This is a genomic window from Aquabacterium sp., from assembly GCF_014378415.1.
Lineage (GTDB): Bacteria > Pseudomonadota > Gammaproteobacteria > Burkholderiales > Burkholderiaceae_C > Aquabacterium.
In genome coordinates, this window is sequence record NZ_JACMNS010000046.1 from 1 (window position 1) to 26,663 (window position 26,663).

Below are 26,663 nucleotides of genomic sequence, written 5' to 3' on the forward strand. Positions count from 1 at the left end.
ACAACCGACCACGGCCGGGATGCCGAGCTCACGCGCGATGATGGCGGCGTGGCACGTGCGCCCGCCTCGGTTGGTGACGATGGCGCTGGCGCGCTTCATCACCGGCTCCCAGTTGGGGTCGGTCATGTCGGTGACCAGGATGTCGCCGGACTGCACCTTGTCCATCTCGCTCAGGCTGTGCACCAGCCGCACCGGCCCGGTGCCGATCTTCTGGCCGATGGCGCGGCCCTCGGCCAGAACGGCGCCCTTGCCCTTGAGCTTGTAGCGCAGCTCGGCCTTGCCCTTCTGCTGGCTCTTCACTGTCTCCGGCCGGGCCTGCAGGATGTAGATCTGGCCGTCGCTGCCGTCCTTGCCCCATTCGATGTCCATCGGACGCTGGTAGTGCTCCTCGATCACCAGCGCGTATCGCGCAAGTTGCTCGACCTCGGGGTCGGTCAGGCTGTAGCGGTTGCGCTGCTCCAGCGCCACATCAACCGTCTTCACCAGCTTGCCGTCGGCCTGCTTCTCTTGCGGCGTCGTGAACACCATCTGGATCAGCTTCGATCCCAAATTTCTCCGGATCACGGCCCGCTTGCCGGACTTGAGCATCGGCTTGTGGACGTAGAACTCGTCGGGGTTCACGGCGCCCTGCACCACCGTCTCGCCCAGCCCGTAGCTTGAGGTGATGAACACCACCTGGTCGAAGCCGGACTCGGTGTCCATGGTGAACATCACGCCGGCCGCGCCGAGGTCGCTGCGGACCATCCGCTGTACGCCGGCCGACAGCGCCACGTCGGCATGGGCAAAGCCCTTGTGCACGCGGTAGCTGATGGCGCGGTCGTTGTACAGCGAAGCGAAGACCTCGCGCATCTTGTGCAGCACGTCGTCGATACCGACCACGTTCAGGAAGGTTTCCTGCTGGCCCGCAAAGGAAGCGTCGGGCAGATCTTCGGCGGTGGCCGAGGAACGCACGGCGAAGGAGGCCTGCAGGTTGTCTCCGGCCAGCGTGATGAAAGCGGCGCGGATGGCTTGGTCCAGGTCGGCGGGGAAGGGTTGGGCCTCGACCCACCCACGGATCTCGGCGCCGGCTTCGGCCAGGGCCCGGACGTCTTCGGTGTCCAGCGCGGCCAGGCGCTTGCTGATGCGGTCGGTCAGGCCGTCGTGCTGGAGGAACTCGCGGAAGGCGTGGGCTGTCGTGGCGAAGCCGGTGGGCACGAGAACGCCATCGGGCAGTTGGGAAATCATCTCGCCCAGGCTGGCGTTTTTGCCGCCAACCGACTCGACATCGGTCATTCGCAGGTTTTCAAAGGGCACGACCAGCGCGGTCGGCTCAAAGAGGGTAGACATAGACAAGCTCCAAGATTAAAAAATGGGTCTGTGCCAGTTCCATCCGGGGCCCTGGAATTGTGTTTATGGGGCCGCCCAACCGATCTGCGCACGAAGTTGATCGGATTGTAGGGGGCAGCCTATGATCCTGGCTTGTTCAAGCTCTTTCCCCTGGGCCTCGAACCGGGGTGTCTGAACGCATTCCGGTGGAGGCGGGGCCGCACCATGTCTGATCGCAGTGTTTTTTTCGTGTCCGATGGCACCGGCATCACCGCCGAAACCCTGGGCAATTCCATCCTGGCGCAGTTCGCGGTCAAGCCGCGGCATGTGCGCCGACCTTTCATCGACACCGTGGACAAGGCATTCCAGGTAGTGCGCGAAATCAACGCCGCGGGCGAACGCGAGGGCAAGCGGCCGGTGGTGTTCACGACCCTGGCCAACGACGATGTGTTGAACATCCTCAAGGCCTGCAATGGCAAGGTTTTTGACATGATCAAGACCTTCGTGGAGCCGCTGGAGGAAGAGTTCGGCCTGAAGTCCAATCACCGCGTCGGCCGCTTCAGCGACCCCAGCCAGGACCGCGAGTACAACGACCGCATCGACGCCATCAATTTCACGCTGGAGCATGACGACGGCCAGTCTGGGCGCAACCTGGAGATCTCGGACGTGGTGCTGGTGGGCGTCAGCCGCAGTGGCAAGACGCCAACCTCCTTGTATTTGGCGATGCAGCATGGGATCAAGGCGGCCAATGTGCCTTTGATCCCCGAGGATTTTGAGCGGGGCTTTTTGCCAAGCATGCTCAAAACCCACAAGAAGAAATGCTTTGGCCTGACCATCGACCCGGTGCGCCTGTCCCAGATCCGCAATGAGCGCCGGCCTGGCAGCAAGTACGCCAGCCTGGAAAACTGCCGCCAGGAAGTCAATCAGGCCGAGGCCATGATGCGTCGCGAAGGCATTGCCTGGCTGTCGTCCACCCACAAATCGATCGAAGAGATCGCCACCACCATCCTGCGCGACCTGCGCCCTGACCGTTTGATCTATTGATGATGCCTGAATTCGAAGAATCTCACCCCTTCACCGAGACCAATGCCTTGAAGCCTTTCATCAGCACGGACGACGACTCGATGTCGATGCAGTTCGATCTGAAGTTGATCCAGAGCCGCATGCGCCTGGAGGACCCGATCGCGCTGGACCTGCAGTACACGCGGGCCATGATGGCGTTTCTGATGCTGAACCCGGAGCCCCGGTCGATCCTGATGGTCGGGCTGGGCGGCGGTTCGCTGGCCAAGTACTGCCACGCGCACTTGCCGCACGCCGACATCACCGTGGTCGAGATCAATCCGCACGTGATCGAGGTGCGCGATGCCTTCAAGGTGCCACCTGAGAGCGATCGCTTCCGAGTGGTGTGCGGGGATGGCGCCGACTTCATCGCGAAGGCGCCGAAGGGATCTCATGACCTGATCATGATCGATGGCTTCAACTATGAAGGTCAGCCCGAGACACTGGTGTCCATCGATTTCTACAAGAGCTGCCGCAAAGCCTTGGCCGAGTCCGGCATTTTGGTGGTCAACCTGCAGGACATCGAGCCAGAATGCACTCGGCTGGTCGGGCGAATCTGGCAGGTTTTTGGCGAGCCGGTGATGGCGCTGGACATTGAGTGCGGTGGCAATCGCATCGTGGTCGCGAGCACGGAAGAGGTTTTTCGCGAGTGCGCGGGCAGCTTTGGTCGGCGCTGGGCGGCACTGTCGGTGGAACACAAGGAGACGCTGCGATTTTCCACGGCGTCGATCGAATACGAACTCGAACCCTGGCAGGGTGTCAAAAAGGTGGCCAAGGCGCCCAAGGCCAAGAAGCGCGGGCGCTGACAAGACAAGATTGCAGCCCATCCAGGGAGTTGTGCTCACCCTGTTCCGGGGGTGGGCAGGGTATGTGCGGGGCGCAGCGCGTTGCATGGTCTTCATAAAGTGTCTGGATTGAATCCACACCAAAGAGGACCAGCCATGTTGAACCCCACTTCTACCGCGCGACGAGTCGCCTTCAAGGTTCGGTTGCTGGGCGCAACCATGCTGTTGCTCATGGCTGGCATGGTGCAGGCGCAGGTGCATGGGCCCAATCCCACGGTGGCATCGCTGGAGGCGGCGGCGGGTCCGTATGCAGTCAGCAATGCTGCGGTGGCCGCGCCCAGCGGCTATGGCGCGGGCACGGTCTTCTACCCCAATGTTCGCACCGAAGGCCAGTTTGGTGTCGTGGTGCTGGCCCCGGGCTTCCTGGCGGTGCAGGGCTATTACAAGTGGCTGGCCGAGCGCGTGGCCTCGCATGGCTTTGTCGTGGTGACGGTCAACTTCAACAGCACCTTCGACCAGCCTGATGCCCGGGGCACGCAGATGAGCAAGGCGCTGCAGCAAGTGGTGTCGCTGAGCCAGACCATGACCACGCCATACCACGGTGTGGTCGACACCAGCCGGCAGGCAGTGATGGGCCATTCGATGGGCGGTGGCGGCACCTTGGCTTCGGCCCGCGACAACCCCTCGCTGAAGGCGGCGGTGGCGCTGGCGCCCTGGCACACGACCAAGGACTGGTCGACCATCCAGGTGCCGACCTTGATCATCTCGGACGAGAAAGATTTCATCGCCACCAACAGCGAGCACTCGAACCCGTTCTACGCCAGCTTCAACGCCGCGCTGCCCAGCGCCAAGATCGAATTGTTGGGGGCCGACCACCTGTGCGGCATCCAGATCAGCGCCGAGAAGTGCAGAACCGCGCTGGCCAAGTATTCGGTCGCCTGGCTCAAGCGCTTCGTGGACGGCGACACCCGCTACACCCCGTTCTTGAAGAGCAAGACCGCGGACATGTCGGCCTTCGACACGCGCGGTCAGTACTGAAACACTGGCAGCAGCCCCGAGTTGTCACGCGACCTGTCGCATGGTGCCTGATGACTCAGGCGTAGTCGCTGACCGGCACACAGGAGCAGAACAGGTTGCGGTCGCCGTAGACGTTGTCCACGCGGCCCACGGGCACCCAGTACTTCTGCTGGCGCAGGGTGGCGACCGGGTAGGCGGCCTGCTCGCGGGTGTAGCCATGTGTCCACTCACCCTTGAGCAGTGAGGCGGCCGTGTGGGGCGCGTTCTTCAAAGGGTTGTCGTCCTGCGGCCATTGGCCTTGCTCGACCAGGCGGATCTCTTCGCGGATGGCGATCATGGCGTCGCAGAAGCGGTCCAGTTCGAACTGCGATTCACTTTCGGTGGGCTCGACCATCAAGGTGCCGGCCACCGGGAAGCTCAGCGTGGGTGCGTGGAAGCCGTAGTCGATCAGTCGCTTGGCCACGTCCTCGGCGCTGACGCCGCTGGTGTCCTTCAAGGGGCGCAGGTCGAGGATGCACTCGTGGGCCACGCCGCCGCCCTTGATGGCCGCGTTGCCGCCGCTGAAGTGGATGTCGTAGTGGTCGGCCAGTCGGGCGGCCACGTAATTGGCGTTGAGGATGGCGATCTCGGTGGCGTCCTTCAGGCCATCGGGGCCCATCATGCGCACGTACATCCAGCTGATGGGCAGCACGGCGGCGTTGCCCAAGGGCGCGGCAGATACGGCACCGACTTGTTGCGCGGTGCCGATGCCAGCGGAGCGGTGCGCGGGCAGGTAGGGCACCAGGTCTTCGACCACACAGACGGGGCCGACGCCGGGGCCGCCACCACCGTGGGGGATGCAGAAGGTCTTGTGCAGGTTGAGGTGGCTCACGTCGCCGCCGAACTCGCCGGGCGCGGCCAGGCCAACCAGGGCGTTCATGTTGGCGCCATCCACGTAGACGCGCCCGCCATGCTGGTGCACCAGGGCGCACAGCTCTTTCACGCGGGTCTCGAACACGCCGTAGGTGGAGGGGTAGGTGATCATCACGGCGGCGAGGTTGACGCTGTGTTGTTCGCACTTGGCGCGCAGGTCGTCCAGGTCAACGTTGCCGTCGGCATCGCACTTGGTGACGACCACTTTCATGCCGACCATCTGGGCGCTGGCGGGGTTGGTGCCGTGGGCTGATTCAGGGATCAGGCAGATGTCGCGGTGGCCCTCGCCACGCCCGTCGTGGTAGGCCTTGATGACCAGCAGGCCGGCGTATTCGCCTTGCGAGCCGGCGTTGGGTTGCAGGCTGATGCCCGCGTAGCCGGTGGCCTGGCACAACCAGGCGCGCAGTTGCTCGTCCAGCAGGGCATAGCCTTGCAATTGGTCTTGCGGGGCGAAGGGGTGGATGTTGGCGAACTCGGGCCAGGTGATGGGGATCATCTCGCTGGTGGCATTCAGCTTCATGGTGCACGAGCCCAGCGGGATCATGGTGCGGTCCAGCGCCAGGTCCTTGTCAGCCAGGCCGCGCAGGTAGCGCAGCATCTCGGTCTCGGAGTGGTGCGTGTTGAAGACCGGGTGCGTCATGAAGCTGCTTTCGCGGCGCAGCGCAGTGGGGATGGTCAATGCCACGCCCGATTCAAAGGCGGCAAAGGAGGGCAGCGCTTTGTTGCCCGCGAACACGGTCCACAGGTCGATGATGTCGTCGCGGGTGGCGGTCTCGTCCAGCGAGATGGTCAGGCTGTCCTGGCTGGCGATGCGCACGTTGATGCCGGCCTTTTGCGCGGCAGCGACCACGGTGTCGCGGTCGGTTTCGGTCAGCACCTGGATCGTGTCGAAGTAGGTGGTGTGAACCACAGTGCGACCCAGCGCCTTGAGGCCTTCGGCCAGGATGGCGGCGTAGCTGGCCACGCGCAAGGCGATGCGCTTGAGGCCTTCGGGGCCATGGTAGACGGCGTACATGCTGGCCACGACCGCCGGCAGCACCTGCGCCGTGCAGATGTTGGAGGTGGCTTTTTCACGGCGGATGTGCTGTTCGCGCGTTTGCAGGGCCAGGCGGTAGGCGGTGTTGCCGTGCGTGTCCACGCTGACACCGACCAAGCGGCCGGGCATCGAGCGCTTGTAGTCGTCACGCGTGGCCATGTAGGCGGCGTGCGGGCCGCCGTTGCCCATGGGCATGCCGAAGCGCTGCGTGTTGCCGACCGCAATGTCGGCGCCCAATTCGCCCGGTGATACCAGCAAAGTCAGGGCCAGCAGGTCGGCGGCGACGATGGCCAGTGCGCCCTTGGCGTGCAGGGCGTCGATCAGGGGCTTGAGGTCGCGCACTTGGCCGTTCACGCCGGGGTATTGCATCAGAGCGGCGAAGCAGTCGTTGCTTTGCAGGTGCTCGGCCAGCTGGGCAGCGTGCACCACCTCGACCGTGATGTCCAAAGGCTTGGCGCGGGTCTGGATCACTTCCAGCGTTTGCGGCAACACGTCGTGGCAGACCACGAAGCGGGTGCTCTTGGACTTGCCTGCGCGCGCGGCCAGCGTCATGGCTTCGGCGGCCGAAGTGGCTTCGTCCAGCATCGACGAATTGGCGATGGCCATGCCAGTGAGGTCGGTCACCATGGTCTGGAAGTTGACCAGCGCTTCCATGCGGCCCTGCGAGATTTCGGCCTGGTAGGGCGTGTAGGCCGTGTACCAGGCGGGGTTCTCAAGGACGTTGCGCAGGATGACGCCTGGCGTCAGCGTGCCGTAATAGCCCTGGCCAATGAAGTTGCGCATCAGGCGGTTCTGGCTGGCGATGCGCTTGAGGTCGGCCAAGGCTTGGGCCTCGCTCAAGGCGGCCGGCAGTTCCATGGGCGCAGGGCGCTTGATCGACGCGGGCACGATGCCGTCGATCAGCGCTTGGCGCGAGGCCACGCCCACCACACTGAGCATGTGCGCCTGCTCAGCATCCCGGGGCCCCAGGTGTCGGGCTTGGAACTCACGGGCGTTTTCCAGTTCAGCGAGGGTGGGGGTGTGGGTCAGCATGGTCGGGCTTGGGCAAGTCAGGGGTACGGCGGAGCGTCTGCACGCGTCAAGTCAACGCGGCGGGACAAGGCGAGGATCAGGCGGTTTTGACGAGGTCGTCGTAGGCGGTTTTGTCCATCAGGGCGTCCAGCTCGGACGGGTTGGACAACTTGACCTTGAAGAACCAGCCAGCGCCCAGCGGGTCGGTGTTGGCCAGCGATGGGTCGTCGCGCAGGGCTTCGTTGACTTCGGTGATCTCGCCGGTCACGGGCATGTAGACGTCGGCGGCGGCCTTGACGGACTCGACCACGCCGGCCACCTCTTGAGGCTTGAAGCTGGTGCCGACGGCGGGCAGGTCCACGTAGACCACGTCGCCCAGGGCGTCTTGCGCGTGAACGGTGATGCCGACGATGGCGGTGCCGTCAGCTTCGATTTGCAGCCATTCGTGGTCGGGGGTGTACTTGATGGTCATGGTTGGATCCTTGATCAAAAAAAGGGGATGAATTTAGCCGCGGTAGTAACCGTTGGGCACAAAGGGCAGGGTGGTCACGGTCATGGGCACGCGCTTGTCGCGCACCAGGGCGAACACCGGCGTGCCGACGGCGGCGTGGGTGGATGACACGTAGGCCAAGGCGATGGGCTGGTTGATGCTGGGGCCGGGCGAGCCGCTGGTGACGATGCCCAGTGGGGTGCCGTCTTCAGCGATGACTTGCGCGCCTTCACGCACGGGCACGCGCTCGCTGCCGATCAGGCCGACGCGCTTGCGCTGCACGCCTTGCGCCAGTTGTTCGTCGATCACGCGGGCACCGGGGTAGCCGCCCGCGCGGGCCCCACCGGCGCGGCGCACCTTCTGGATGGCCCAGGTCAGGGCGCCTTCGACGGGGGAGGTGTCGGTGTTGATGTCGTGGCCGTACAGGCACAGGCCGGCTTCCAGGCGCAGCGAATCGCGGGCGCCCAGGCCGATGGGCTTGACCTCGGGTTGGGCGAGCAGCGCGCGGGCCAGGGCTTCGGCCTGGGCGGCGGGCACCGAGATCTCGAAGCCGTCTTCGCCGGTGTAGCCGGAGCGCGTGACGAAGCAGTCGGCACCGTTCAGCACAAAGTGGCCGCCGGTCATGAAGGTGAGTTTTTGCACGTCGGCATTCAGGCGCGTCAGGGCGATCACCGCCTGTGGGCCTTGCAGCGCCAGCAGGGCCTGGTCGGGCAGCGGCTGCACGGTGCAAAGCTGGCCGATGTGCTGTTGCAGGTGGGCGATGTCTTGCACCTTGCAGGCGGCGTTCACGATCACGAAGATGTCATCAGCGCGGCGGGTGATCATCAGGTCGTCCAGGATGCCGCCGGTGTCGTTGGTGAACAGGGCGTAGCGCTGCTTGAACACGGGCAGGTCGACGATGTCCACCGGCACCAGGGATTCGAGCGCCTTGTCGGCATTCGCGCCCTTGAGCAGCAATTGGCCCATGTGCGAGACGTCAAACAAGCCAGCGGCGGCGCGCGTGTGCTTGTGCTCGGTCATGAGGCCGGTGGGGTACTGCACCGGCATGTCGTAGCCGCCGAAGGGCACCATCTTGGCGCCGAGTTCGACGTGCAGGGCGTGGAGGGGCGTTTTGAGCAGGTCTGCAGACATGAGCGTGCCTGACCGCCAGGCCAGGAAGAGGGCAATGACATGGTTCCAGGGTGCGCCTTGCCTTTGAAAGCAAAACGTCATCCCGGTGCTGCCCTCGCTGTCCGCTTTACCTGAGAGATTGACCCATCGCCACGGCATGACCATGGCGGTGCGGGCTTGCCCCTTCGGTGGACTGGCTCAAAGGCCAGCCTCTCTCCAGTGAGGATCACCCTGCGAACAAGGTGTTTGCCAGTCCTTTTGCCTGAGCGTTCTGATGGCAAGCCACCCTGCGCCTTCGGCGACCCGACATGCGTGCATTGAAACGCACGCGGGTTCTCTCCTAGCAGCGCAAATTGTATGCGAGGAAGTGGGCGCCGTGGCCTTCTTGAAACACTGGGCTGAACGCACTTTGGGGACTTGGCACGATGTTTGTGTGTTGGTGCTAAAACCTGAGGCAGCCCTTCAACCACACCTACTCAAATCCCCACACGGCATGGTCACCAAGGCACCCACGCGCAAAAGCGCCACTCCGGCCCCCAATCCCACCAAAAACGGCCCCGCCAACCGCAACGCACCCTTGCTGCGCGACATTCGCCTCCTGGGTCGAATCCTGGGCGACGTGATCCGCGAGCAGGATGGGCGCGAGGCCTACGAACTGATCGAGCGCATCCGCCAACTGGCCGTGGCTTACCGGGCGCGCAGGGACGACGCGGCCGGCAAGGACCTGGACCGCCTGCTCAAGAATTTGTCGGCGGACCAGAGCGTGTCGGTCATCCGGGCTTTCAGCTACTTTTCGCACTTGGCCAACATGGCGGAAGACCGCCACCAGGTGCGCCAGCGCGAAAACTCCGTCAAGGCGGCCACGGAGGGTTCGCTGGCGGCTTGTTTTCAGCGCCTGGCCGACCAGGGCGTGCGCACCGACGACATCGCTGCCTTGCTCAAGCGCGCCTACCTGTCGCCTGTGCTCACTGCCCACCCGACCGAGGTGCAACGCAAGTCCATCCTGGATGCCGAGCGCGCGGTGGCTGAACTGATCGCCCGCCTGGACAAGGCCGACGATGAAGAGCGCCAGGAGATCGAGCCAGCCCTGCGCGCCCGCGTCACCCAGCTTTGGCAGACGCGCATGCTGCGCTTCACCAAGCTGACGGTGGCCGACGAGATCGAGAACGCGCTGAGCTATTACCAGAGCACGTTTTTACGCGAGATCCCGCGCCTGTACGCGCAGCTTGAGCGTGCCTTGCCGGGCCGCGAGGTGGCGTCCTTCCTGCGCATGGGCCAGTGGATTGGCGGCGATCGCGACGGCAACCCGAACGTGACCGCGCAGACTTTGCAGCTGGCGATGTCGCGCCAGGCCGAGGTGGCTTTGCGCCACTACCTGGTCGAGGTGCACCAGTTGGGGGCCGAGCTGTCGATGTCGGGGCGCCTGGTGGGCATTTCGGCCGACATGGCCGTGCTGGCTGACCGCTCACCCGACCTCAACCCGCACCGCTCGGACGAGCCTTACCGCCGGGCCCTGACGGGTGTCTACGCCCGCTTGGCGGCCACGCTGGAGGACTTGACGGGCACGAAGGCTTTGCGGCACGCCGTGGCGCCACAAGATGCTTACCTCAGCGCGGACGAGTTTCTGGCCGACCTGCGCACAGTGGATGGGTCATTGCGCCAGCACCACGCTGCCGTGCTGGCCGACCTGCGCGTCAAGCCCTTGATCCGGGCTGTGCAGGTGTTTGGCTTCCACCTGGCAACATTGGATTTGCGCCAAAGCTCGGACCAGCACGAGTTGGTCATCGCCGAACTGCTGGCCACCGCCAAGGTCGAGCCCCACTACGCCAAGCTTGACGAAGTTGCCAAGCAGGCCCTGATGCGAAAGTTGCTTTGCGAAGCCCGGCCGCTGCGCGTGCAGGGCGCGGTCTACAGCGACTTGGCCAAAGGCGAGTTGGCCATCTTTGAGGCCGCCGCGACGGCCCGCCGGCGCTATGGCCCTCAGGCCTTGATCCACTACATCATCTCGCACACCGAAACCGTGAGCGACCTGCTGGAAGTGCTGCTGCTGCAAAAGGAATGCGGCCTGATGCGCGGCACCCTGGACGACGCCGATTCACAGGCCGAGTTGATCGTGGTGCCACTGTTCGAAACCATCGCCGACCTGCGCCACGCTACCGACATCATGCGTGGCTTCTACGCCGTGCCCGGCATCGCCGACCTGGTCAAGCGATCGGGCGGTGAGCAGGACATCATGCTGGGCTACAGCGACAGCAACAAGGATGGCGGCTTCTTCACCAGCAACTGGGAGCTGTACCGCGCCGAGATCTCGCTGGTGGCCTTGTTTAACGACTTGCGCGCCAGCCATGGCATCGGCCTGCGCTTGTTCCATGGCCGTGGCGGCACGGTGGGCCGGGGTGGTGGCCCCACCCACCAGGCCATCCTGGCGCAACCGCCCGGCACGGTCAACGGCCAGATTCGCCTGACCGAACAGGGCGAGGTGATCGCGTCCAAATACGCCCACCCCGAAATCGGTCGGCGCAACCTGGAGACGCTGGTGTCGGCCATGTTGGAGGCCAGTTTGATCCAGCCCAGCCGGCCCGTGCCCAGCACCTTCTTGCAGGCGGCCGATGCGATTTCGCAGGCCAGCATGGCGGCCTACCGCAAGCTGGTTTACGAGACGCCCGGCTTCACCGAATACTTTTTCGCGGCCACGCCGATCCGCGAGATTGCCGAACTCAACATTGGCTCGCGCCCTGCCTCGCGCAAATCCACCCGCCGCATCGAAGACTTGCGCGCCATCCCTTGGGGGTTCTCATGGGGTCAGTGCCGCGTGGCCTTGCCGGGCTGGTTCGGCATGGGCTCGGCCATCGAAGCTTTCTTGAGCGCACCGGGCACTGATCGCAAGACGCAACTGGCCTTGCTGCAGCGCATGCACAAGCAGTGGCCATTTTTTGGCACCTTGCTGTCCAACATGGACATGGTGCTGGCCAAGAGCGACCTGGCGATTGCCGAACGCTACGTGGCCCTGGTGGAGGACAAGCGCCTGGGCAAGAAGATCATGGCCGTGATCAGGGCCGAGTGGGACCTGACCAACCAGGCGCTCAACCTGATCACGGGCACCAAGGCCCGCCTGGCGGCCCAGCCCGACCTGGCGGATTTTCTGGCCTACCGCTTTCCGTATGTGGACCCGCTCAACCACTTGCAGGTGGAGCTGATGCGCCGCCACCGCAAGGCGCAAGACACGCGCGCCTCAGAGGTGGAGGGCGAGACGGTGGCCGAGCGCGTTCAGCGCGGCATCCACCTGTCGATCAACGGGGTGGCCGCCGGCTTGCGCAACACCGGCTGACTTGGGGATGAAGCCCGGGCCTTCGCAGCCCGGGCCTCGGTCACTTCATCAGCAGGTTGGGCAGCCACAGCGACAGTGGCGGCCAGTAGGTGACCAGCACCAGGAAGCCCAGCATCGTCAGCAGCCATGGCCACACCGCGATGGTCAGCTCGGTGATGCCCATCTTGGTGATGCCCGAGGCAACGTACAGGTTCAGGCCCACCGGCGGATGGCACATGCCCACCTCCATGTTCACAATGATCAGGATGCCGAAGTGCACCGGGTCGATGCCCAGCTTCATGGCCACCGGGAACAGGATGGGCGCCATGATCAGCACGATCGAGGAAGGCTCCATGAAGTTACCGGCCAACAGCAGCAGGATGTTGACCACCGCCAGGAAGGCGATCGGGCCCAAGCCCATGCCGATCAGCCAATCGGCCAGGTGCTGCGGAATGTTTTCATTGGCCAGCACGAACGAGAACAGGACCGCGTTGGTGATGATGTACAGCAGCATCGCGCTCATGTTGGCCGAGGCCAGCAGCACGCGCGGCACGTCTTTCAGCCGCATGTCCTTGTAAACGAACACGGCGATGATGAAGGCATAGACGGCGGCCATGGCGGCGGCTTCGGTCGGTGTGAAGAGGCCGGTGTAGATGCCGCCCATCACCACCACGATCAGCAGCAGTCCCCAGAAGGATTCACGCAAGGCGTTGAGCCGCTGCGCCAAGGTGGCCTTGGGCTGGCGCGGGTAGTTGAACTTACGGGCCCGCCACCAGGCCGTCAGCCCAAGGAAGAAGGCCAAAAGGATGCCCGGCACAACGCCGGCCAGGAACAAGGCGCCCACCGAGGTGTTGGTGGACACCGAGTACATCACCATCACGATGGACGGCGGGATGAGGATGCCCAGCGCGCCAGACGTGGTGATGATCCCGGCGCCGAATCGGGCCGGGAACCCTGCCTTGGCCATGGCCGGCAGCAAGATCGAGCCAATGGCCACGACCGTGGCGGGCGATGAACCCGACACCGCCGCGAACAGAGCGCAAGCCAGCACGCCGGCCAATCCCAGGCCGCCATGCCAATGGCCGACCATGGACGTGGCGAAGTTGATCATGCGTTTGGCCACGCCCCCGTGCGTCAGGAAGTTGCCGGCCAGGATGAAGAACGGGATCGCCATGATCTCGAACTTTTCAATGCCGGTGAACAGCTTGAGGGCAACCGACTCCAGGGGCACTTGCGTGAAGCCGAAAATGAAGCTGAGGACCGTCAAGCCTAGCGCGATGGAGATCGGCATGCCGGTCAGCATCAAAGCGATCAGCAGGCCCAAAATGATCAGGCCATTCATGGTGTGGCTCCTTGTACGGGGGCGGGTGTCACCTCGTCCAGGCCATCGACATGGCCGTGGTCATGGTGTGGCAACTCGCCCGTGTGTTGAAACGTCCAGGCCACTTGCAAAAAGCGAAAGCTCATCAATGACGATCCCAGCGGGATGGCCATGTAGATGATCCACGTGGGCCACTCCAGGTCGGGTGTGGTCGGGCCTTCGATCAAGCCCTCCATGTTCAACCCCAGGGCCTGGTAGGCCGCGTGGTGCAGGCCGTTGTCCCACACAAAAGTAGCGCCCAGTGTGCCCACCACGCCGGTGAACAAGGCACCGGCCAGCAGGCTGAACATCACAAAGTACTTGCGCTTCTGATCGGGCAGGCGATTGATGAGCACGTCTACCCCGACGTGTATGCCGGTGCGCACGCCATAGGCCGCGCCAAATTTCGCCATCCACACGAACAGGTAAATGCAAGCCTCTTGGGTCCAGGACATGTTGATGCTCAGCAGCCAGTCCTGAACGATCGGAACGTGGAAGCCGATGATGTAGCGGTGTACCACCGACGCAAAAATAATGAGGGTGGCGGCGGCCATGAAGGTCGCTATCAGCCATTCCTCAAGGTGATCAAGCCATTTCATGGCGTTCTCCCAGGCGGATCAAATCGGGTCATTAAAAAGCCCACGCGGGTGGTGGGCTCAAGGGGTGTTGGCCAAAGGTCAGAGCTTGCTGGGATCGAAGCCGGTTTCCTTGTAGATGGCCCGCAGCGTTTCTTCGCCAATGCGCGAGGTCATCTGTTGGTGCACGGGCACCAAAGCCTTCTTCAAAGCCAGGCGCTCGGCCGGGGTCGGGATGTAGATCTCGGTCTTGCCCATGGCCTTGACCTTGATCAAAGCCTCTTGGTTGTCGGCAAAGGCGTGGTCATTGGCCACCTTGGTGGCATCGGCGATGGCTTGGGTCAACTGGCCCCGGATGTCGGCGGGCAGGCCGTCCCAGAACTTCTTGTTGACCACAACGGCATAGCCCAGGTAACCATGATTGGTCACGCTGAGGTTCTTTTGCACCTCATACATCTTTTGTGTGTACAGGTTGGAAGGCGGGTTCTCGGTGCCATCCACCACGCCGGTCTGCAAAGCCTGGTAGGTCTCGGAGAAAGCCAGCACCTGGGGCAAGGCGCCCAGGGCGCGCATTTCGGCATCCAGCACCTTGGAGGACTGGATGCGCATCTTCATGCCCTTGTAGTCTGCGACCGCTTTCAAAGGCTTGTTGGCCGAAAACACTTTGAAGCCGTTGTCCCAGTAAGCCAGGCCGGTGATGCCTCGTGTTTCAAGCTTGGCCAGCAGGCCTTTGCCCACGGGGCCGTCGGTCACGCGGTGCAGGTCGGCATAGTCGTCAAAGATGAAGGGCAGGTCAAAGACCTCAAACTCTTTCACGCCCAGCGGTGCAAACTTGGACAGCGAGGGCGCCAGCATTTGCACTGAGCCCAGTTGCAGGGCCTCCAGCTCTTCCTTGTCTTTGTAGAGCTGGCTGTTGGGGTAAACCTCGACCTTGACGCGGCCCTTGGTCAGCTCCTCCGCCCGCTTGGCGAAATAGGCGGCGGCCTTGCCCTTGGGTGTGTCCATGGCCACCACGTGGCTGAACTTGATCACGATCGGGGCTTGCGCAAAGGCGCTGGGCACCAAGGCGATGGCGGCGGCGGCAGCCAGCAGGTGGCGGCGCAGAATTTTTCCGGCGAAGGATGGGTTCATGTTGGTCTCCTCAGGGTATTCGGTCAGCTGGATTGTTTCTCCCTGCGCCTGCATGGGAAATTGTGGAGTTCCACATTTGTGCATTGCGGCTCGGCCTCCTCACAAGGCGGCGGCATAGACTCAGGTGCATGAGCCCGCCCATCACCGCGCCACCCCGTCCCACGCTGGCCGTGCCACCGCAGCCCCGGTGGCGGGTGTGGGGCTCGGTCGTGTCGGTGATGCCGCACTTGTGGGCTTGGCCTTTGGTGCTGTCCCTGCTGTTCGTGGGCGGCGTGATGGCTTGGTTGCGTTCCGTGGAGCAAGCCGACCTGGACAGCCAGCGCGCCGAAATGATCTCCGATGCCTTGTCGCTGGAAGCCCAGGTCAGTAGCCGGCTTGATGCCGAAGCCGGCCGGCTCAGGACATTGGCCGATGTCATCAACGGCCAGACCCTGTCTCGTGATGCATTTGCCCAACACGCTTTGGTGCTCGATGGGCTGCGGCGTTTCTGGATCAGCGTCACTTGGTTGGACGCGAACGGACGCATCGTGCTTCAGGTTCCGGATGACAGCATACCGGCCCATTCGTCTGCGCGCAGCGGTGTCGAAGACCGAGGTTTGGCAGGGCATTTATCGGCCCCCTTGCAAGCCGGTGGGGGCAAGTCTGCTGGCTTGCTGGTGGCGCGTTATCTGCCGACCGAGGTGTTGCGCCAGAAGGTGCCCTGGTGGCTGGCCCGCAAGTACGACATCCGATTGGTCGATGAGCTGGGCGAAGTGATCGCCTCCACGGTCGACGGCCCGCGTCTGGCCCGCCAGGCCTGGTACCGCGTGCCGGCAGGGCCTTCGTTGCCCCAGGCCTTTTTGGAGCTGTCGGCACGCGAGACCATCAAGCCTTGGTGGCGGACTTTGCCGGTGGTGTTAATGAGCGGTTTTGTGTTGCTGATTGGCGGCGCAAGCTGGATGCTGCGCCGCCAGATGCAATCCGTGTCGCGGGCGGAAGAGGCCTGGCGCACCGAAGCGGCCTGGCGCACGGCGATGGAAGATTCGCTGGCCGTGGGCATCCGGGCGCGCGACCTGGATGGGCGCCTGGTCTACGTCAACAAGACCATGGCCGACATGCTGGGCTACCAGCCTGAAGAGCTGGTCGGCGCCATGCCACCCATGCCTTACTGGCCAAGCAACGAGCTTGACCTGGCCATGCAGCGGCATCTGCGCAACATGGCCGGCCAGGCGCCGAGCGAAGGCTATGAATCCCGTTGGCAACGCCGCGACGGGCACATTCTGGAGGTGGTGGTGCTGGAAGCCCCCTTGGTGGACGCCAAGGGCCAGCACATCGGCTGGATGGCCTCGATCCTGAACGTGACCGAGCGCAAGCGCCTGGAAGAGCGCGAGCGCAAGCAGGCCGACACCATGGCCCACCACTCACGCCTGACGATGCTCGGTGAGGTGGCTTCGACCCTGGCGCACGAGTTGAACCAGCCGCTGTCGGCCATCGCCAGCTACAACGCGGGCGTGATGAACGCCCTCAGCCGCGAACCTGCCAGCGACCCCGCCCTGCTGATCGCCTTGAAGCGCATGGGCGAGCAGGCCTCGCACGCCGGGCGCATCGTCAAGCGCATCCGTGAATTTTTGACCCGGCGCGAACCCCAGCGCGAACCTTGCGACATCAACCAGGTGGTGGCCTCGGCCGTGGCGCTGCTCAGCCGCGAAATCGCGCGCCATGGCATTGCCGTGACCACCGAGCTGGACGCCAGCCTGCCCATGGTGATGGCGGACCCCATCCTCATCGAGCAGGTGGCAGCCAACCTGGTGCGCAACGCTTGCGATGAGCTCGCGCATGCTGGTCAACCGCGCCGGGTCCACGTCCAGACCTTGCTGGGCGCGGGCGGGCGCTTTGCCAAAGTGGTGGTCACCGACAGCGGCCCAGGGCTGGGTGGCCGCACCATTGATCAACTGTGCCAGCCCTTTTATTCCACCAAATCCGATGGCATGGGCATGGGGCTGGCCATTTGCCGCTCGATCATTGAGCTGCACTATGGGGGGCTGGACGCCGAGGATGCTTCTGGCGGTGGGGCGAGCCTGTCATTCACCGTGCCCTGCCTGAGCCCTGAAGACCTGGAGGAGGCCGCATGATGATTAAACCCGATCAAGGCATTGTCTATCTGGTGGACGATGACACCGTGGTGCGAGATGCGCTGGCCTTTCTGCTGGGATCGCGGGGACTGCTGGTTTTCAGCTTTGACGGCGGGCCGGCGGTGCTGGCCCACCTGGCCTCATGTCCGCGTCCCATCCGCGGCGTTTTTTTGGTCGATGTGCGCATGGAGCCCATGTCCGGCCTGGTGCTGCATGAAGAGTTGCTGGCGCAAGTCATCCGCAACCCGCTGTTGTTCCTCAGTGGCCATGGCGACATCCCCATGGTGGTCGAGTCGCTGAAAAAAGGCGCCTTCGATTTCCTGGAGAAGCCCTACGCCGACAATACCTTGGTCGACCGCATCGAGCAGGCTTTGAGCATCGAGCGCGCCATGCTGTTGGACGATGCCCGGCAAGCCGAGGGGCACGCCCGCCTGGCCAGCCTGAGTGACCGCGAACGTGAGGTCATGCCCCGGGTGGCGGCGGGCAAACTGAACAAAGTCATCGCTGACGAATTGCACATCGCGGTGCGCACGGTCGAGGTCCACCGGGCGCGTGTTTTCTCGAAATTAGGGGTGCGCACGGCGGCAGAATTGGCCACTTGGCTGTCTAATTTCGGGGGTAGTGACGCATCTGCGAAAATACAGAGATAAGGAACGGGACTTTCCCGAGGATTTCCCGAAAACACACGCTGATGAATTCGCCGCAAGACTCCAGTCGCCCCCAGGCCCCTGTATCGCAGCAGGTGTCCATGGTGGCCCAAGCCCGTGTGCCCACCGAGCACGGCACTTTCACCATGAAGCTGTTCAAGGAAGAGCCTTCCGGGCTTGAGCACGTTGCCCTGATCATGGGCGAGGTGCAAGGCACGGCGCTCGTGCGCGTTCACAGCGAGTGCATGACCGGCGACGTGTTCGGCTCGCTGCGCTGCGACTGCGGCCCGCAATTGCACTTTGCGCTGGACGAAATCGGCAAGCAGGGCAGTGGCATGGTGCTCTACCTGCGCCAGGAAGGGCGCGGCATTGGCCTGATCAACAAGCTGAAGGCCTACGCTTTGCAAGATGAAGGGCTGGACACGGTCGAGGCCAATTTACGCCTGGGCTTTCCCGCCGACTTGCGCAATTTTGAGGTCGCCGCGCAGATGCTGTCGCAACTGGGGGTCGATTCCGTGCGCCTGATGACCAACAACCCCCGCAAGGTGGCCACGCTTGAAAAGCATGGCGTCAAGGTGGTGGAGCGGGTGCCCGTGCGCAGCCAGTCGCAGTCGGAAAACCACCATTACCTGGCCACCAAGGCCCTCAAACTGGGCCACCACATGGACTGGTTGCCCGAGTACATCCCGCCCAAGACCGAGGACGACGACTCGCCCTCAAAGCTTGGGTAGGTGCAGGGCGTCCACCAGTTCATCGCCCAGGGTGATCACGCCTTGAAGGCCATGTTTTCTCGATCGGTGAATGACGGCTAGGGCGGTGGATGCGCGGCCACCAATGCGGCCATGTCGGCTGCCGAACCTGAATGGCTTTGCCCGGTCAACCCGGCGATCACGCTGGCGCGGTTCTGCGCAGGCTGGTTTTGGCTGACTTTCCATTTGCCTTGCAGGCGCGTGATCGGGATCTCGATGCCCACGATGGCTTGCAGCAACCGGTCGGTGAATTCGCGCGGGGCATCGGCCACGGCCCAGGGCTTGGCGCGCGAGGCCTCGTGCTGGGCGGTCATGGATTCCAGTTGCGCACGCACCCATTGCGGGTCGTCCTTCACCAGCAGCCGGCCATGGGCATGCACCACCGCGTAGTTCCATGTGGGCACCACCTTGCCGCCCTCTGGCTTGGTGGCATACCAGGAGGGCGTGATGTAGGTGTCCGGCCCCTGAAAGATGACCAGCACGTCGGCCAAAGGATCAGCGTTTTGCGACACCGGGTTGGCACGCGCCACGTGCCCCACCAGCTTGCCAAACGCCGAACCATCGGCTTGCCAGTGCAGCGGGATGTGGTTGGCCGTCAAGCCATCGGCGGACAGGGTGACCAAGGTGGCCAGGGGGTGAGCGTGAATCAAACCCTGCAAAACCTCCAGCCTTGATTCTTCAAAGTGCGCAGGTGAGTACACGTTTGAGCCTCAGGCCTGGGCGGCGATCAGTTGCTGATCTTTGGCGGCGGCGCGGGCGGCGGCCGGGCGCGAGGTGACCCGGTTGATGTAGGCCTGGATGACCGGCGTCAGGGGCACCAGTTGGAACATGGTGGTCCAGCGCAAGGCATTGGCCCACAACACGTCGGCAGCGCTGAACTGATCGCCCAGGATGTAGAGGCCCTTGGCCAGTTGGTCGGTCAGCGTCTTGAACATGGTGTCGAAATCACCATACGGACAGGTGGAAGGCGGCGTGGGCTCGCGCTTTTGCGAACGGTCGACCAAGGCGGGCTCGAAACTGGAGCCATAGAAGGCTAGCCAGCGCAGAAATGGTCCCCGCAAGGGCGATCCGATCGGAGGTGCCAGACCGGCCTCGGGGTACAACTCTGCCAGGTATTGGTAAATGGCGACCTGTTCGGTGACCAGTGCCTCGCCATGTTTGATGGCTGGCACTTTGCCCATTGGGTTGATGGCCAGGTAGTCGGCCTTGCGCTGCTCTCCGGCCTTCAGGCTGAGCACGAAGGTGTCGTAGTGGGCGTCCAATTCTTCCAGCAGCACCAGCACGCCGGCCGAGCGTGAATTGGGCGAGTGGTAGAAGGTGACGTGCTGGTCGATGCTCATGGAAAACCTCCGATCTTCAGGGTGGATCAGGCATTCTGCACGAGCAGCAAAGCCAGCGCGATGATGGCGGGCAAGGCCTGCACGAAGAAGATCTTGCGGCTGACCGTGGCGGCGCCAAACACCCCGGCCACGATCACGCAGCCCAGAAAGAAAACCTTGATGTCGTGCCCGGCGGCGCCCAGCAGCAGGCCCCACACCAACCCCGCGACCAGAAAACCGTTGTACAGGCCTTGATTGGCGGCCAAGGCTTTGGAGGCGGTGGCGAAATCGGGCTTCAGGTCAAAAGCCTTGCGGCCCAGTGGTTTGTCCCAGAAGTACATCTCGAGCACCATGAAATACAGGTGCAGCAGGGCGACCAAGGCGGTCAGGATGGTGGCGGCGGTGTTCGTCATGCTGGTGGTGTCCTCGTGTGAGAGCCTGCTGCTGGTGGCCTTCGTGCCGCTGGCCGTGCAGCGCTTGAGTATTTTCGAACCGATCTTGCGCTGGTGGTCATGAGCCGTGAACTTTCAGCCAGCGCATTGCCTTCGTCATTCAATCAATCAATGCGACAGGGATCTCACCGTCATGAACAACATTCAAACTGAACAAGCCGCTGATACTTCATCGACCACACCTCGGGTCAAGCTCAAGTGGGGGGGGCGCTGCTCAGCGCCTTTTGCGTGGCCTGGTCGCCGGCCATGGCCGCCGAAGGCAACACGCCCAGCCTGTGCGTGTGGGACCCGATCGGTGCAGCGGGCCCGCTGTTTGACGCGGCCAAGAGCTATGCCCTGGCCGCGCAGAAGCTGGGCGTGGAAGTGAGGCTCAAGGCCTACACCGACGAGCGCGTGGCCTCCCAGGATTTTCGCGTGGGCCAATGCGATGGCTTGCTGGCCACCTCCATCCGCACGAGGCCGTACAACGCGGTCACCGTGGCCATTGACTATGCCGGTGCCTCGACCATCATCAAGGACGGCAAGATCGACCTGGAAGCCAGCTACGACGTCGTCCGCAAGGCCATCCAGCTTTTCGCGTCGCCCGCAGCGGCCAAGCTCGCGGTACAAGACCGTTTTGAAGTGGGCGGGATCATCCCCATGGGCGGCATCTACACCTTCGCGCGCGACCGGGCGATCTTCAAGAAAGGTTTTGCTGGCACCCGCATGCCGGCTTTTGACGACAACAAGGTGCAGGCATACCTGATCAAGCGGATCGGGGCCCAGCCCGTGTCCTCCGACATCAGCAACTTTGTCACCAAGTTCAACAATGGCAGCGTGGACGTGATTTTGCGCCCGCCGTGGCCTCCAAACCGCTGGAAATCTACCGGGGCGTGGGCACCAAGGGTGGCGTGTCGGGGTTTCCGCTGGCGTTCAGCACCCTGCAACTGGTGTTGTACCGCAACCGCTTTCCGGCAGGCTTTGGCGAAAAATCCCGCCAATATTGGTCGTCGCAATTTGACCAGGCGGTGGCGGCCGTGCGCAAGGCCGAGGCCGATGTGCCCGCCAGTCAGGTCGTGGACTACTCCACCGAAGTCGCCCTGGCCTTTGTGGTGTCTCAGCGTGATTTGCGCGTCGAGTTGGCCAGCAAGGGCTTTTACGACAAGCAAGGCACTCCGCAGCTCTATTGGAGCCGCCATGACCTGATGGTTGCGCTAGCGGCGGCTCCCGTCCCTCTGTCACGAGGTATTCCGGGCGCGGTGCGGCACTGAATTATGGCGCAGAGCGCTATTATTTTCGTAGCTAGCAGCGCCGGGATTTAAGGTATTGCACTTGAGGCTTGACCTCACCCTCGGCTAGCGGCCAATTTGATCAATTTTTCAAGCTCCGCATAGTCGGTGGGCTTGGTCAGGTGGTAGTCAAATCCCGCGGAGCGGGAGTTCTGGAGGTCGCTCTCGTGACCGTAGCCTGTCACCGCGATCAGCATGGTCTGGTCGAGTTCGGCGTCCTGGCGCAGGCGCTTGGCAACTTCATAGCCGTTGAGTCCGGGCAAGCCAATGTCGAGTAGCATAACGTCGGGTGGCCAAGCGGTGGCCACCAACAGCGCGGACGGGCCGTCGTAGGCTAGTTTGACCTCATGGTCAGACATTTGCAGCAGCGCCATCATGCTTTTGGCGGCATCGACGTTGTCATCGACTACCAGTATGCGCAGGGCGTTGGCGCTTTCCTCTGCCCACTGAACTGTGGCTTGCAGGGTGTCAGCCAGCATGGGCTTTGACAGGAACGCCGACTGCATGGCCGGCAGGCGCACTACAAAGTCGCTGCCTTGCCCCAAAGTGCTGCTGGCGCTGACGGTGCCGCCGTGCAGCTCAACCAGACGTTGCACCAGACACAGCCCGATGCCCAGACCGCCTTCTGAACGGTCCAGCGAGCGTTCGGCCTGTGTAAAGAGTTCAAAAATACGCGGCAACAACTCAGGCGCAATGCCAATGCCGTTGTCGGTGATGCGCAGGACCGCAACGTCACCTTCCTGCTGGACATCAAGGCTGATTTGGCCGCCCCGGTCGGTGTACTTGGCGGCATTGGTGAGCAGGTTGACCACGATCTGCTCCAGTCGCATGGCATCCGCATACAGCCAGACCGGCTGGCTCGGCAGGGTAACTGCCAATGCGTGTTCTTTCTGGGTAAAGAGCGGCTGCGAAGTCTCTATGGCCCGGGCGACGATGCTGCTCAGCGCCACCTGCTCCCGCCTGAGCTGAACGTGGCCGGTGCTGATGCGGGAAATTTCCAGCAACTCGTCAATCAGTTGGTTGAGCTGTCTGGCCTGGCGCTCAATAATGGCGAGTGCCTGCATCCGCACCGGATTTTCGTCCGGTATGAGCTGCAACAGCTGCACCGCATTTGACAGCGGCGCCAGCGGGTTGCGCATCTCGTGGCTGAGCATGGCGAGAAACTCGTTTTTGCGGTGGTCCAGCTCTTCAAGTGCCCGGGCTTGCGCTGCCAGCTGGCGTTCGGCGCGCATGCGCTCGGTGATGTCCTTGAACGCTACCGCAACATTTTGGCTGCCTGGCACGCCCATGCAAAAAGCATGGACATCCAGCACCCGGTCTTGGGTAACCAGATGGCGCTCTTGCCTGAAAGCGATACCGGTGGTGCGCACCTGCTCATAGTGGTCCAGCCACTCAGCTGCATCGTCAGACTTGGTTTGGCGGATGGTTTGCTCCAGCACCCCGGGTATCAAAGTCTGGGCAGCGAAGGCCGGATTGAGTGCGATGTAGCGAAAATCCAGCGGCTGGCCAGGGGCGGCGGGAACGACTTCGAGCAGGCACAGGCAGTCAGACATCGAGGTAAACAGGTTTCGGTAGCGTTCTTCTGACTCGCTCAGTTTGGCCTCTACCGTCCGGCGCCGGGTTTGAAGCTCGAATCGCTCCATCGAGTTTTCAATGGCCCGGGTCAGACTTTCCGAGGTGGTCCAGCTTTTGCCGATGAAGTCTTGCGCACCGGCCTGAATGAGCTTGTGCCCGTCAGAGCTGTCGGAGCCGTTCCAGCCGGTGATGACCACCACCGGGCAGGGCGGTAATTCAGAGCCGTCACATAGCTCGGCCAGCACTTCCAGGGCGTTCATGTCGGGCAGATTGAAGTCGAGCAGGATGCAGTCAAACGGCCGGTCGTAGCGCGGTGCACAAACCTGCGCCTGTACGGCGGGCCCGGCGGGCTCGGCGGGCTCGCCGTCGCAGCTGCAATCGGCCGACGTGTTGCACGGCTTTTGGTGGTGCTGCGCAATCAGGCGGAGGGCGGCACTGCCCAGCACGGCTTCGGTGATCTCATACGGGCGGTTAGAGCCGCACAGCAGCATTTGCCGCATATGCGCCAGATCGTCGGGGCTGTCGTCCACCAGCAAAATCCGGAAAATGTCGTTCATGGTGTGATCGGCTTTCTCTGGCTGGGCAGTAAAGTACTGGTCATCCAGTAACTGAAAATCGTCTGCAAGATAGCCCGGTGCGTGGCGTGGTTGACCGGTTTGATGTGATAAGCGCGTGCCCCCACGTCATAACAAAAATCAACATCCTTCGGGTTGGACGATGTGGTCAGCACGACGACCGCAATGGCCTGAAGCAAGCCGTCTTTGCGCATCTCCCTCAAGGCATCGCGGCCATCTCCGCTGTGGGTATTGAGGTCCATCAGCACAAAAGCCGGCAGGGCCGTGTGGCCGGCGCAGGCTTCGCGCAGCATATTCACGCATTCGGTGCCCGACATGGCGCGGAGGATCTGGTTTTGAACGCCCGCGCGTTGCATGGCCTCGACCGCTGTTTCAAAGTCCTGGTCGTTGTCTTCGACCACCATGACAGGTTGGGTAAGGCTCATGATGGATCGGGCGTAAGGGCCGAAAAGGTGTCTTTGCGATTGGCCTCAGCTGGACTGATTAATTCGGTTGGTGCCCGGTAGGGTAGCGTGAAGTAAAAAGTGCTGCCTTGTCCCAGTGTTGATTCGAGCCAGACCACGCCGCCATGCCGGGTGACCACTTTTTTCACCACCGTCAGGCCTGCGCCCACGCCACCGCCAAATTCTTCTTGCCCATGAAGCCGCTTGAACATGCGAAAAATCTGCTCGAAATGGCGTTCTTCAATGCCGATGCCGTCGTCGCGCACAAAGTAAACCGTCTCTGCTTGGGCCTGTGGCGGCATGTTGCCCACTCGGCCTGGTTCGTCCGGCCGCACGAAGCCGATCTCAATATGCGGTTTGGCGTTGCGGTTGTATTTGAGGGCGTTGCTGATCAGGTTGGTAAATATCTCGCGCACCCGCACCATGTCACACATCACGGTAAGAAGCGGCCGCGCAAAGCCAATGGTGCAGAGCTGGTCGGCGGCGCGCACGCCGACCATTTCAAGGGCGTCGGCCACGACCTTGTTGAGGTCAACCGGCACAAACTCCAGGTTGGTTCTGCCCACGCGGGAAAAATGCATCAGCGAGTCAAGCAGGCTGTCCATGCGCAGCACCAGCCGCGTCAGGGCGTCCAGGCGTTTCCTGTTGTCGCTGGACAGGGACTGCGGGCTCTCTATCATCTGGTGCGCATAGCGGTGGATGCCGCGCAGGGGTTCCTTCAGGTCATGCGACGCCACGTAGGCAAACGAGTCCAGTTCTTCGTTGCTGCTGGTTAGGTCCACGTTGAGGGCTGCCATGCGCCCATTGGCCGCCACCGCCAGGTCCATCACCAAAAGGCGCAGGCGCAGAGCCGAGTCAACCTCCATGGTGGTCCACGGCAGTGAGCGGTCCCGCACAGACTCTACGAACAGTTCGAACGAGCGGCGCGGGGTCAGGCGCATGCCGTGCGGGCCCGGCACCAGTGGCTTGTCGTTGGGGTTGCCGGCCCACTTAACGGTTTGAATGGTTGCAGGCCGGAACCACATAATGAGGTCTGCACGCACTTGGGAAACCTGCACCGCGATCATGCCGCTGGCAACCGGTGCAATGGCCGCGCCGTCAGGGTAAAGCGAAGGCAGGCGGTCGGTTTCAAACACCGGGCGCGTGTGCGAGCTGAACTCGGGCCTGAGGTTGACCCACTCCGCCAAGGCATCAAGCTGCTCTTCGGTAGGCGTTTTGCCGGCGCGCCACCAGCGGTCCATGTGATACAGCGCCGCGCCCTCGGCGTCCATCGCGTCGAGCAGCGAAGGCTGACGGTCGGACAAGGCCAGCAAATCGCCTTCTTTGGCGGCTTTGGAAAGCAGCTCCTGGTGAACGGCTTCCACCTTCAACTGATAGGCGAGCTGCTGGATATGGTCGGTGGACTTGAGCTGCAATGAGGCCACCTGGGCCAGCACCTCGCAGGCGGCGCGCAGCTGGTGCGGAAAAACGGTCGGCGTTGTGTGGTGGCAGGCAATCAGTCCCCACAATACGCCTTCAATCAAAATCGGCATGGTCAGCGAAGCGGCAACATCCATGTTGGCGAGGTATTCGGTATACATGACCGATGCGCCGCGCAGCGCGCAGTGCGTCATGCTCAAGGGCTGGCCGGTGTCGGGGTTGGCCAGCGGCACCATCTCGACCAGGGGGCCGGCCGCATCGGGTACCGGCCGGATCCAGATGCGTTTGTAAATATCACGCGCGGGCTGGGGAATGTCGGCTTCAGGGTAGTGCAGGCCAAGCCACGGGTCCAGGCCGTCCTTCATGCTTTCGGCCACTACCTCGCCGTGGTTGTCAGGGTGAAAGCGATACACCATTACCCGGTCCAGGCCGGTGATGCCGCGCACCTCCGTGGCGACCTGCTGGCAAAACGGCAGCAGGCTGGTGCTGGTTTGCAGGCGGCGAATCGCTGCCCTGACCAGCGTAAAAAAATCGTCATGGGCGTGGATTGCGTGGCTGGCGCTACGCCCGGTGGTCTCAAACTCCAAAAACAGCACGCCCGCCAGGGTGTGCACGCAAACATCCAGCGCTGGGGCGGGGCTGCTTGCCGCTACCGTGAAGGCGTACAGCGGGTTGGCCTCCAGGCTTTCGCCGTTCAACATGCGCTGCAGGGTCTGCAAATGCCCTGGTGCCAGCAATGTTGTCAATGGCTGGCCGAGCAGCTCGCCGGGGGCCAGGCCGACATACTGCGCCGAGTTTTCGCTCACCTGAAGAACGCACAGGTCTGCCAGTCTGCAGGTGATTAGCGCGCCATGCGACTGAATGCAGCCAGGCGACTGCACGGGCTCGCTGTCGCAGTTGGTCAGGCTGGTTCCAAAACGCTTGATGCTGTAGGGGCCGCGGCCCCAGGGGAGCGTGTCGCTGTTTGGGTTTTCGGGAGTTTGTAGGGAGGTGATGTTCATGCGAGG

At 63.0% G+C, this 26,663-nt stretch carries 20 protein-coding genes, 1 pseudogene and 2 riboswitches; of the genes and pseudogenes, 8 read left to right on the forward strand and 13 right to left on the reverse strand.

From position 1 onward, the window contains the following. Window positions 1-1,326: phosphoenolpyruvate synthase (gene ppsA / locus H7225_RS04750; RefSeq protein WP_290659638.1), on the reverse strand; the 1,326-nt coding region annotated here is incomplete at its 3' end. A gap of 204 nt (window positions 1,327-1,530) precedes the next feature. Here ppsA and H7225_RS04755 point away from each other — a divergent pair. From H7225_RS04755 to H7225_RS04765, 3 genes are all read left to right on the forward strand, one after another. Beyond that, the gene (locus H7225_RS04755) at window positions 1,531-2,349 is read left to right on the forward strand and encodes a pyruvate, water dikinase regulatory protein (RefSeq protein WP_290659639.1); all 819 of its coding nucleotides are present in this window, start codon (window positions 1,531-1,533) and stop codon (window positions 2,347-2,349) included. Next, window positions 2,349-3,170 carry a fused MFS/spermidine synthase gene (locus H7225_RS04760; protein WP_290659640.1) on the forward strand — a complete coding sequence of 274 codons (822 nt, stop codon included), beginning with the start codon at window positions 2,349-2,351 and terminating at the stop codon, window positions 3,168-3,170. Before H7225_RS04755 ends, H7225_RS04760 begins: the two co-directional genes overlap by 1 nt. A gap of 135 nt (window positions 3,171-3,305) precedes the next feature. Continuing rightward, window positions 3,306-4,187 carry an alpha/beta hydrolase gene (locus H7225_RS04765; RefSeq protein WP_290659641.1) on the forward strand — a complete coding sequence of 294 codons (882 nt, stop codon included), beginning with the start codon at window positions 3,306-3,308 and terminating at the stop codon, window positions 4,185-4,187. 55 nt (window positions 4,188-4,242) lie between these two features. On the opposite strand, the gene gcvP is transcribed toward H7225_RS04765, so the two are convergent. The 3 genes from gcvP to gcvT all read right to left on the reverse strand — a co-directional run bounded on the left by gcvP (window position 4,243) and on the right by gcvT (window position 8,746). Further along, on the reverse strand, window positions 4,243-7,146 hold the full coding sequence (gene gcvP, locus H7225_RS04770) for an aminomethyl-transferring glycine dehydrogenase (RefSeq protein WP_290659642.1): 2,904 nt from the start codon (window positions 7,144-7,146) through the stop codon (window positions 4,243-4,245). A 76-nt stretch (window positions 7,147-7,222) separates the two neighbouring features. Continuing rightward, entirely contained in the window at window positions 7,223-7,597 is a 375-nt protein-coding gene (gene gcvH / locus H7225_RS04775) for a glycine cleavage system protein GcvH (RefSeq protein ID WP_290659643.1), read from the reverse strand. A 33-nt stretch (window positions 7,598-7,630) separates the two neighbouring features. After that, window positions 7,631-8,746: a glycine cleavage system aminomethyltransferase GcvT gene (gene gcvT, locus H7225_RS04780; protein WP_290659644.1), complete on the reverse strand. Its 1,116-nt coding sequence runs from the start codon at window positions 8,744-8,746 to the stop codon at window positions 7,631-7,633. 87 nt (window positions 8,747-8,833) lie between these two features. Then, window positions 8,834-8,955: riboswitch (glycine riboswitch) on the reverse strand. A gap of 10 nt (window positions 8,956-8,965) precedes the next feature. Next, window positions 8,966-9,078: riboswitch (glycine riboswitch) on the reverse strand. A gap of 140 nt (window positions 9,079-9,218) precedes the next feature. Between gcvT and ppc the strand changes: the two genes are divergently transcribed. Continuing rightward, on the forward strand, window positions 9,219-12,053 hold the full coding sequence (ppc, locus tag H7225_RS04785; protein ID WP_290659645.1) for a phosphoenolpyruvate carboxylase: 2,835 nt from the start codon (window positions 9,219-9,221) through the stop codon (window positions 12,051-12,053). Window positions 12,054-12,093: 40 nt separating this feature from the next. On the opposite strand, the gene H7225_RS04790 is transcribed toward ppc, so the two are convergent. The 3 genes from H7225_RS04790 to H7225_RS04800 all read right to left on the reverse strand — a co-directional run bounded on the left by H7225_RS04790 (window position 12,094) and on the right by H7225_RS04800 (window position 15,098). Further along, a complete protein-coding gene (locus tag H7225_RS04790) occupies window positions 12,094-13,374 on the reverse strand; it encodes a TRAP transporter large permease subunit (protein ID WP_290659646.1) in 1,281 nt (426 codons plus the stop codon). Beyond that, a complete protein-coding gene (locus H7225_RS04795) occupies window positions 13,371-13,991 on the reverse strand; it encodes a TRAP transporter small permease (RefSeq protein ID WP_290659647.1) in 621 nt (206 codons plus the stop codon). Before H7225_RS04795 ends, H7225_RS04790 begins: the two co-directional genes overlap by 4 nt. Before the next feature lie 78 nt (window positions 13,992-14,069). Continuing rightward, window positions 14,070-15,098, reverse strand: coding sequence for a TRAP transporter substrate-binding protein (locus H7225_RS04800; protein ID WP_290659648.1), 1,029 nt, complete (start codon window positions 15,096-15,098; stop codon window positions 14,070-14,072). A gap of 128 nt (window positions 15,099-15,226) precedes the next feature. On the opposite strand from H7225_RS04800, the gene H7225_RS04805 reads away from it, so the two are divergent. Genes H7225_RS04805 through ribA form a run of 3 tightly spaced genes read left to right on the forward strand, consistent with a single transcriptional unit; the run spans window position 15,227 to window position 18,587 of the window. Next, a complete protein-coding gene (locus tag H7225_RS04805) occupies window positions 15,227-17,209 on the forward strand; it encodes a PAS domain S-box protein (RefSeq protein ID WP_290659649.1) in 1,983 nt (660 codons plus the stop codon). Continuing rightward, complete coding sequence (locus tag H7225_RS04810; RefSeq protein WP_290659650.1) at window positions 17,206-17,859, forward strand: LuxR C-terminal-related transcriptional regulator; 654 nt, start codon at window positions 17,206-17,208, stop codon at window positions 17,857-17,859. The genes H7225_RS04805 and H7225_RS04810 overlap by 4 nt, the downstream gene beginning before the upstream one ends. Before the next feature lie 41 nt (window positions 17,860-17,900). Then, window positions 17,901-18,587 (forward strand): GTP cyclohydrolase II, encoded by a 687-nt coding sequence (gene ribA / locus H7225_RS04815; RefSeq protein WP_290659651.1) that lies wholly within the window; start codon window positions 17,901-17,903, stop codon window positions 18,585-18,587. A 77-nt stretch (window positions 18,588-18,664) separates the two neighbouring features. On the opposite strand, the gene H7225_RS04820 is transcribed toward ribA, so the two are convergent. Genes H7225_RS04820 through H7225_RS04830 form a run of 3 tightly spaced genes read right to left on the reverse strand, consistent with a single transcriptional unit; the run spans window position 18,665 to window position 20,337 of the window. Then, complete coding sequence (locus H7225_RS04820) at window positions 18,665-19,306, reverse strand: FMN-binding negative transcriptional regulator (protein WP_290659652.1); 642 nt, start codon at window positions 19,304-19,306, stop codon at window positions 18,665-18,667. A gap of 9 nt (window positions 19,307-19,315) precedes the next feature. After that, window positions 19,316-19,945: a glutathione S-transferase family protein gene (locus H7225_RS04825; protein ID WP_290659653.1), complete on the reverse strand. Its 630-nt coding sequence runs from the start codon at window positions 19,943-19,945 to the stop codon at window positions 19,316-19,318. A gap of 26 nt (window positions 19,946-19,971) precedes the next feature. After that, on the reverse strand, window positions 19,972-20,337 hold the full coding sequence (locus H7225_RS04830; RefSeq protein ID WP_290659654.1) for a DUF1304 domain-containing protein: 366 nt from the start codon (window positions 20,335-20,337) through the stop codon (window positions 19,972-19,974). A 285-nt stretch (window positions 20,338-20,622) separates the two neighbouring features. Between H7225_RS04830 and H7225_RS04835 the strand changes: the two are divergent. Continuing rightward, window positions 20,623-21,626 (forward strand): annotated as a pseudogene (locus H7225_RS04835) (putative solute-binding protein). A gap of 74 nt (window positions 21,627-21,700) precedes the next feature. Here the strand turns inward: H7225_RS04835 and H7225_RS04840 are convergent. The 3 genes from H7225_RS04840 to H7225_RS04850 form a co-directional block, all read right to left on the reverse strand. After that, window positions 21,701-23,776, reverse strand: coding sequence for a response regulator (locus H7225_RS04840; RefSeq protein WP_290659655.1), 2,076 nt, complete (start codon window positions 23,774-23,776; stop codon window positions 21,701-21,703). Beyond that, window positions 23,773-24,219 (reverse strand): response regulator, encoded by a 447-nt coding sequence (locus tag H7225_RS04845; RefSeq protein WP_290659656.1) that lies wholly within the window; start codon window positions 24,217-24,219, stop codon window positions 23,773-23,775. The genes H7225_RS04840 and H7225_RS04845 overlap by 4 nt, the downstream gene beginning before the upstream one ends. Continuing rightward, the coding region (locus H7225_RS04850) for an ATP-binding protein (protein WP_290659657.1) at window positions 24,216-26,663 on the reverse strand (2,448 nt) is incomplete at its 5' end. The genes H7225_RS04845 and H7225_RS04850, both read right to left, overlap by 4 nt.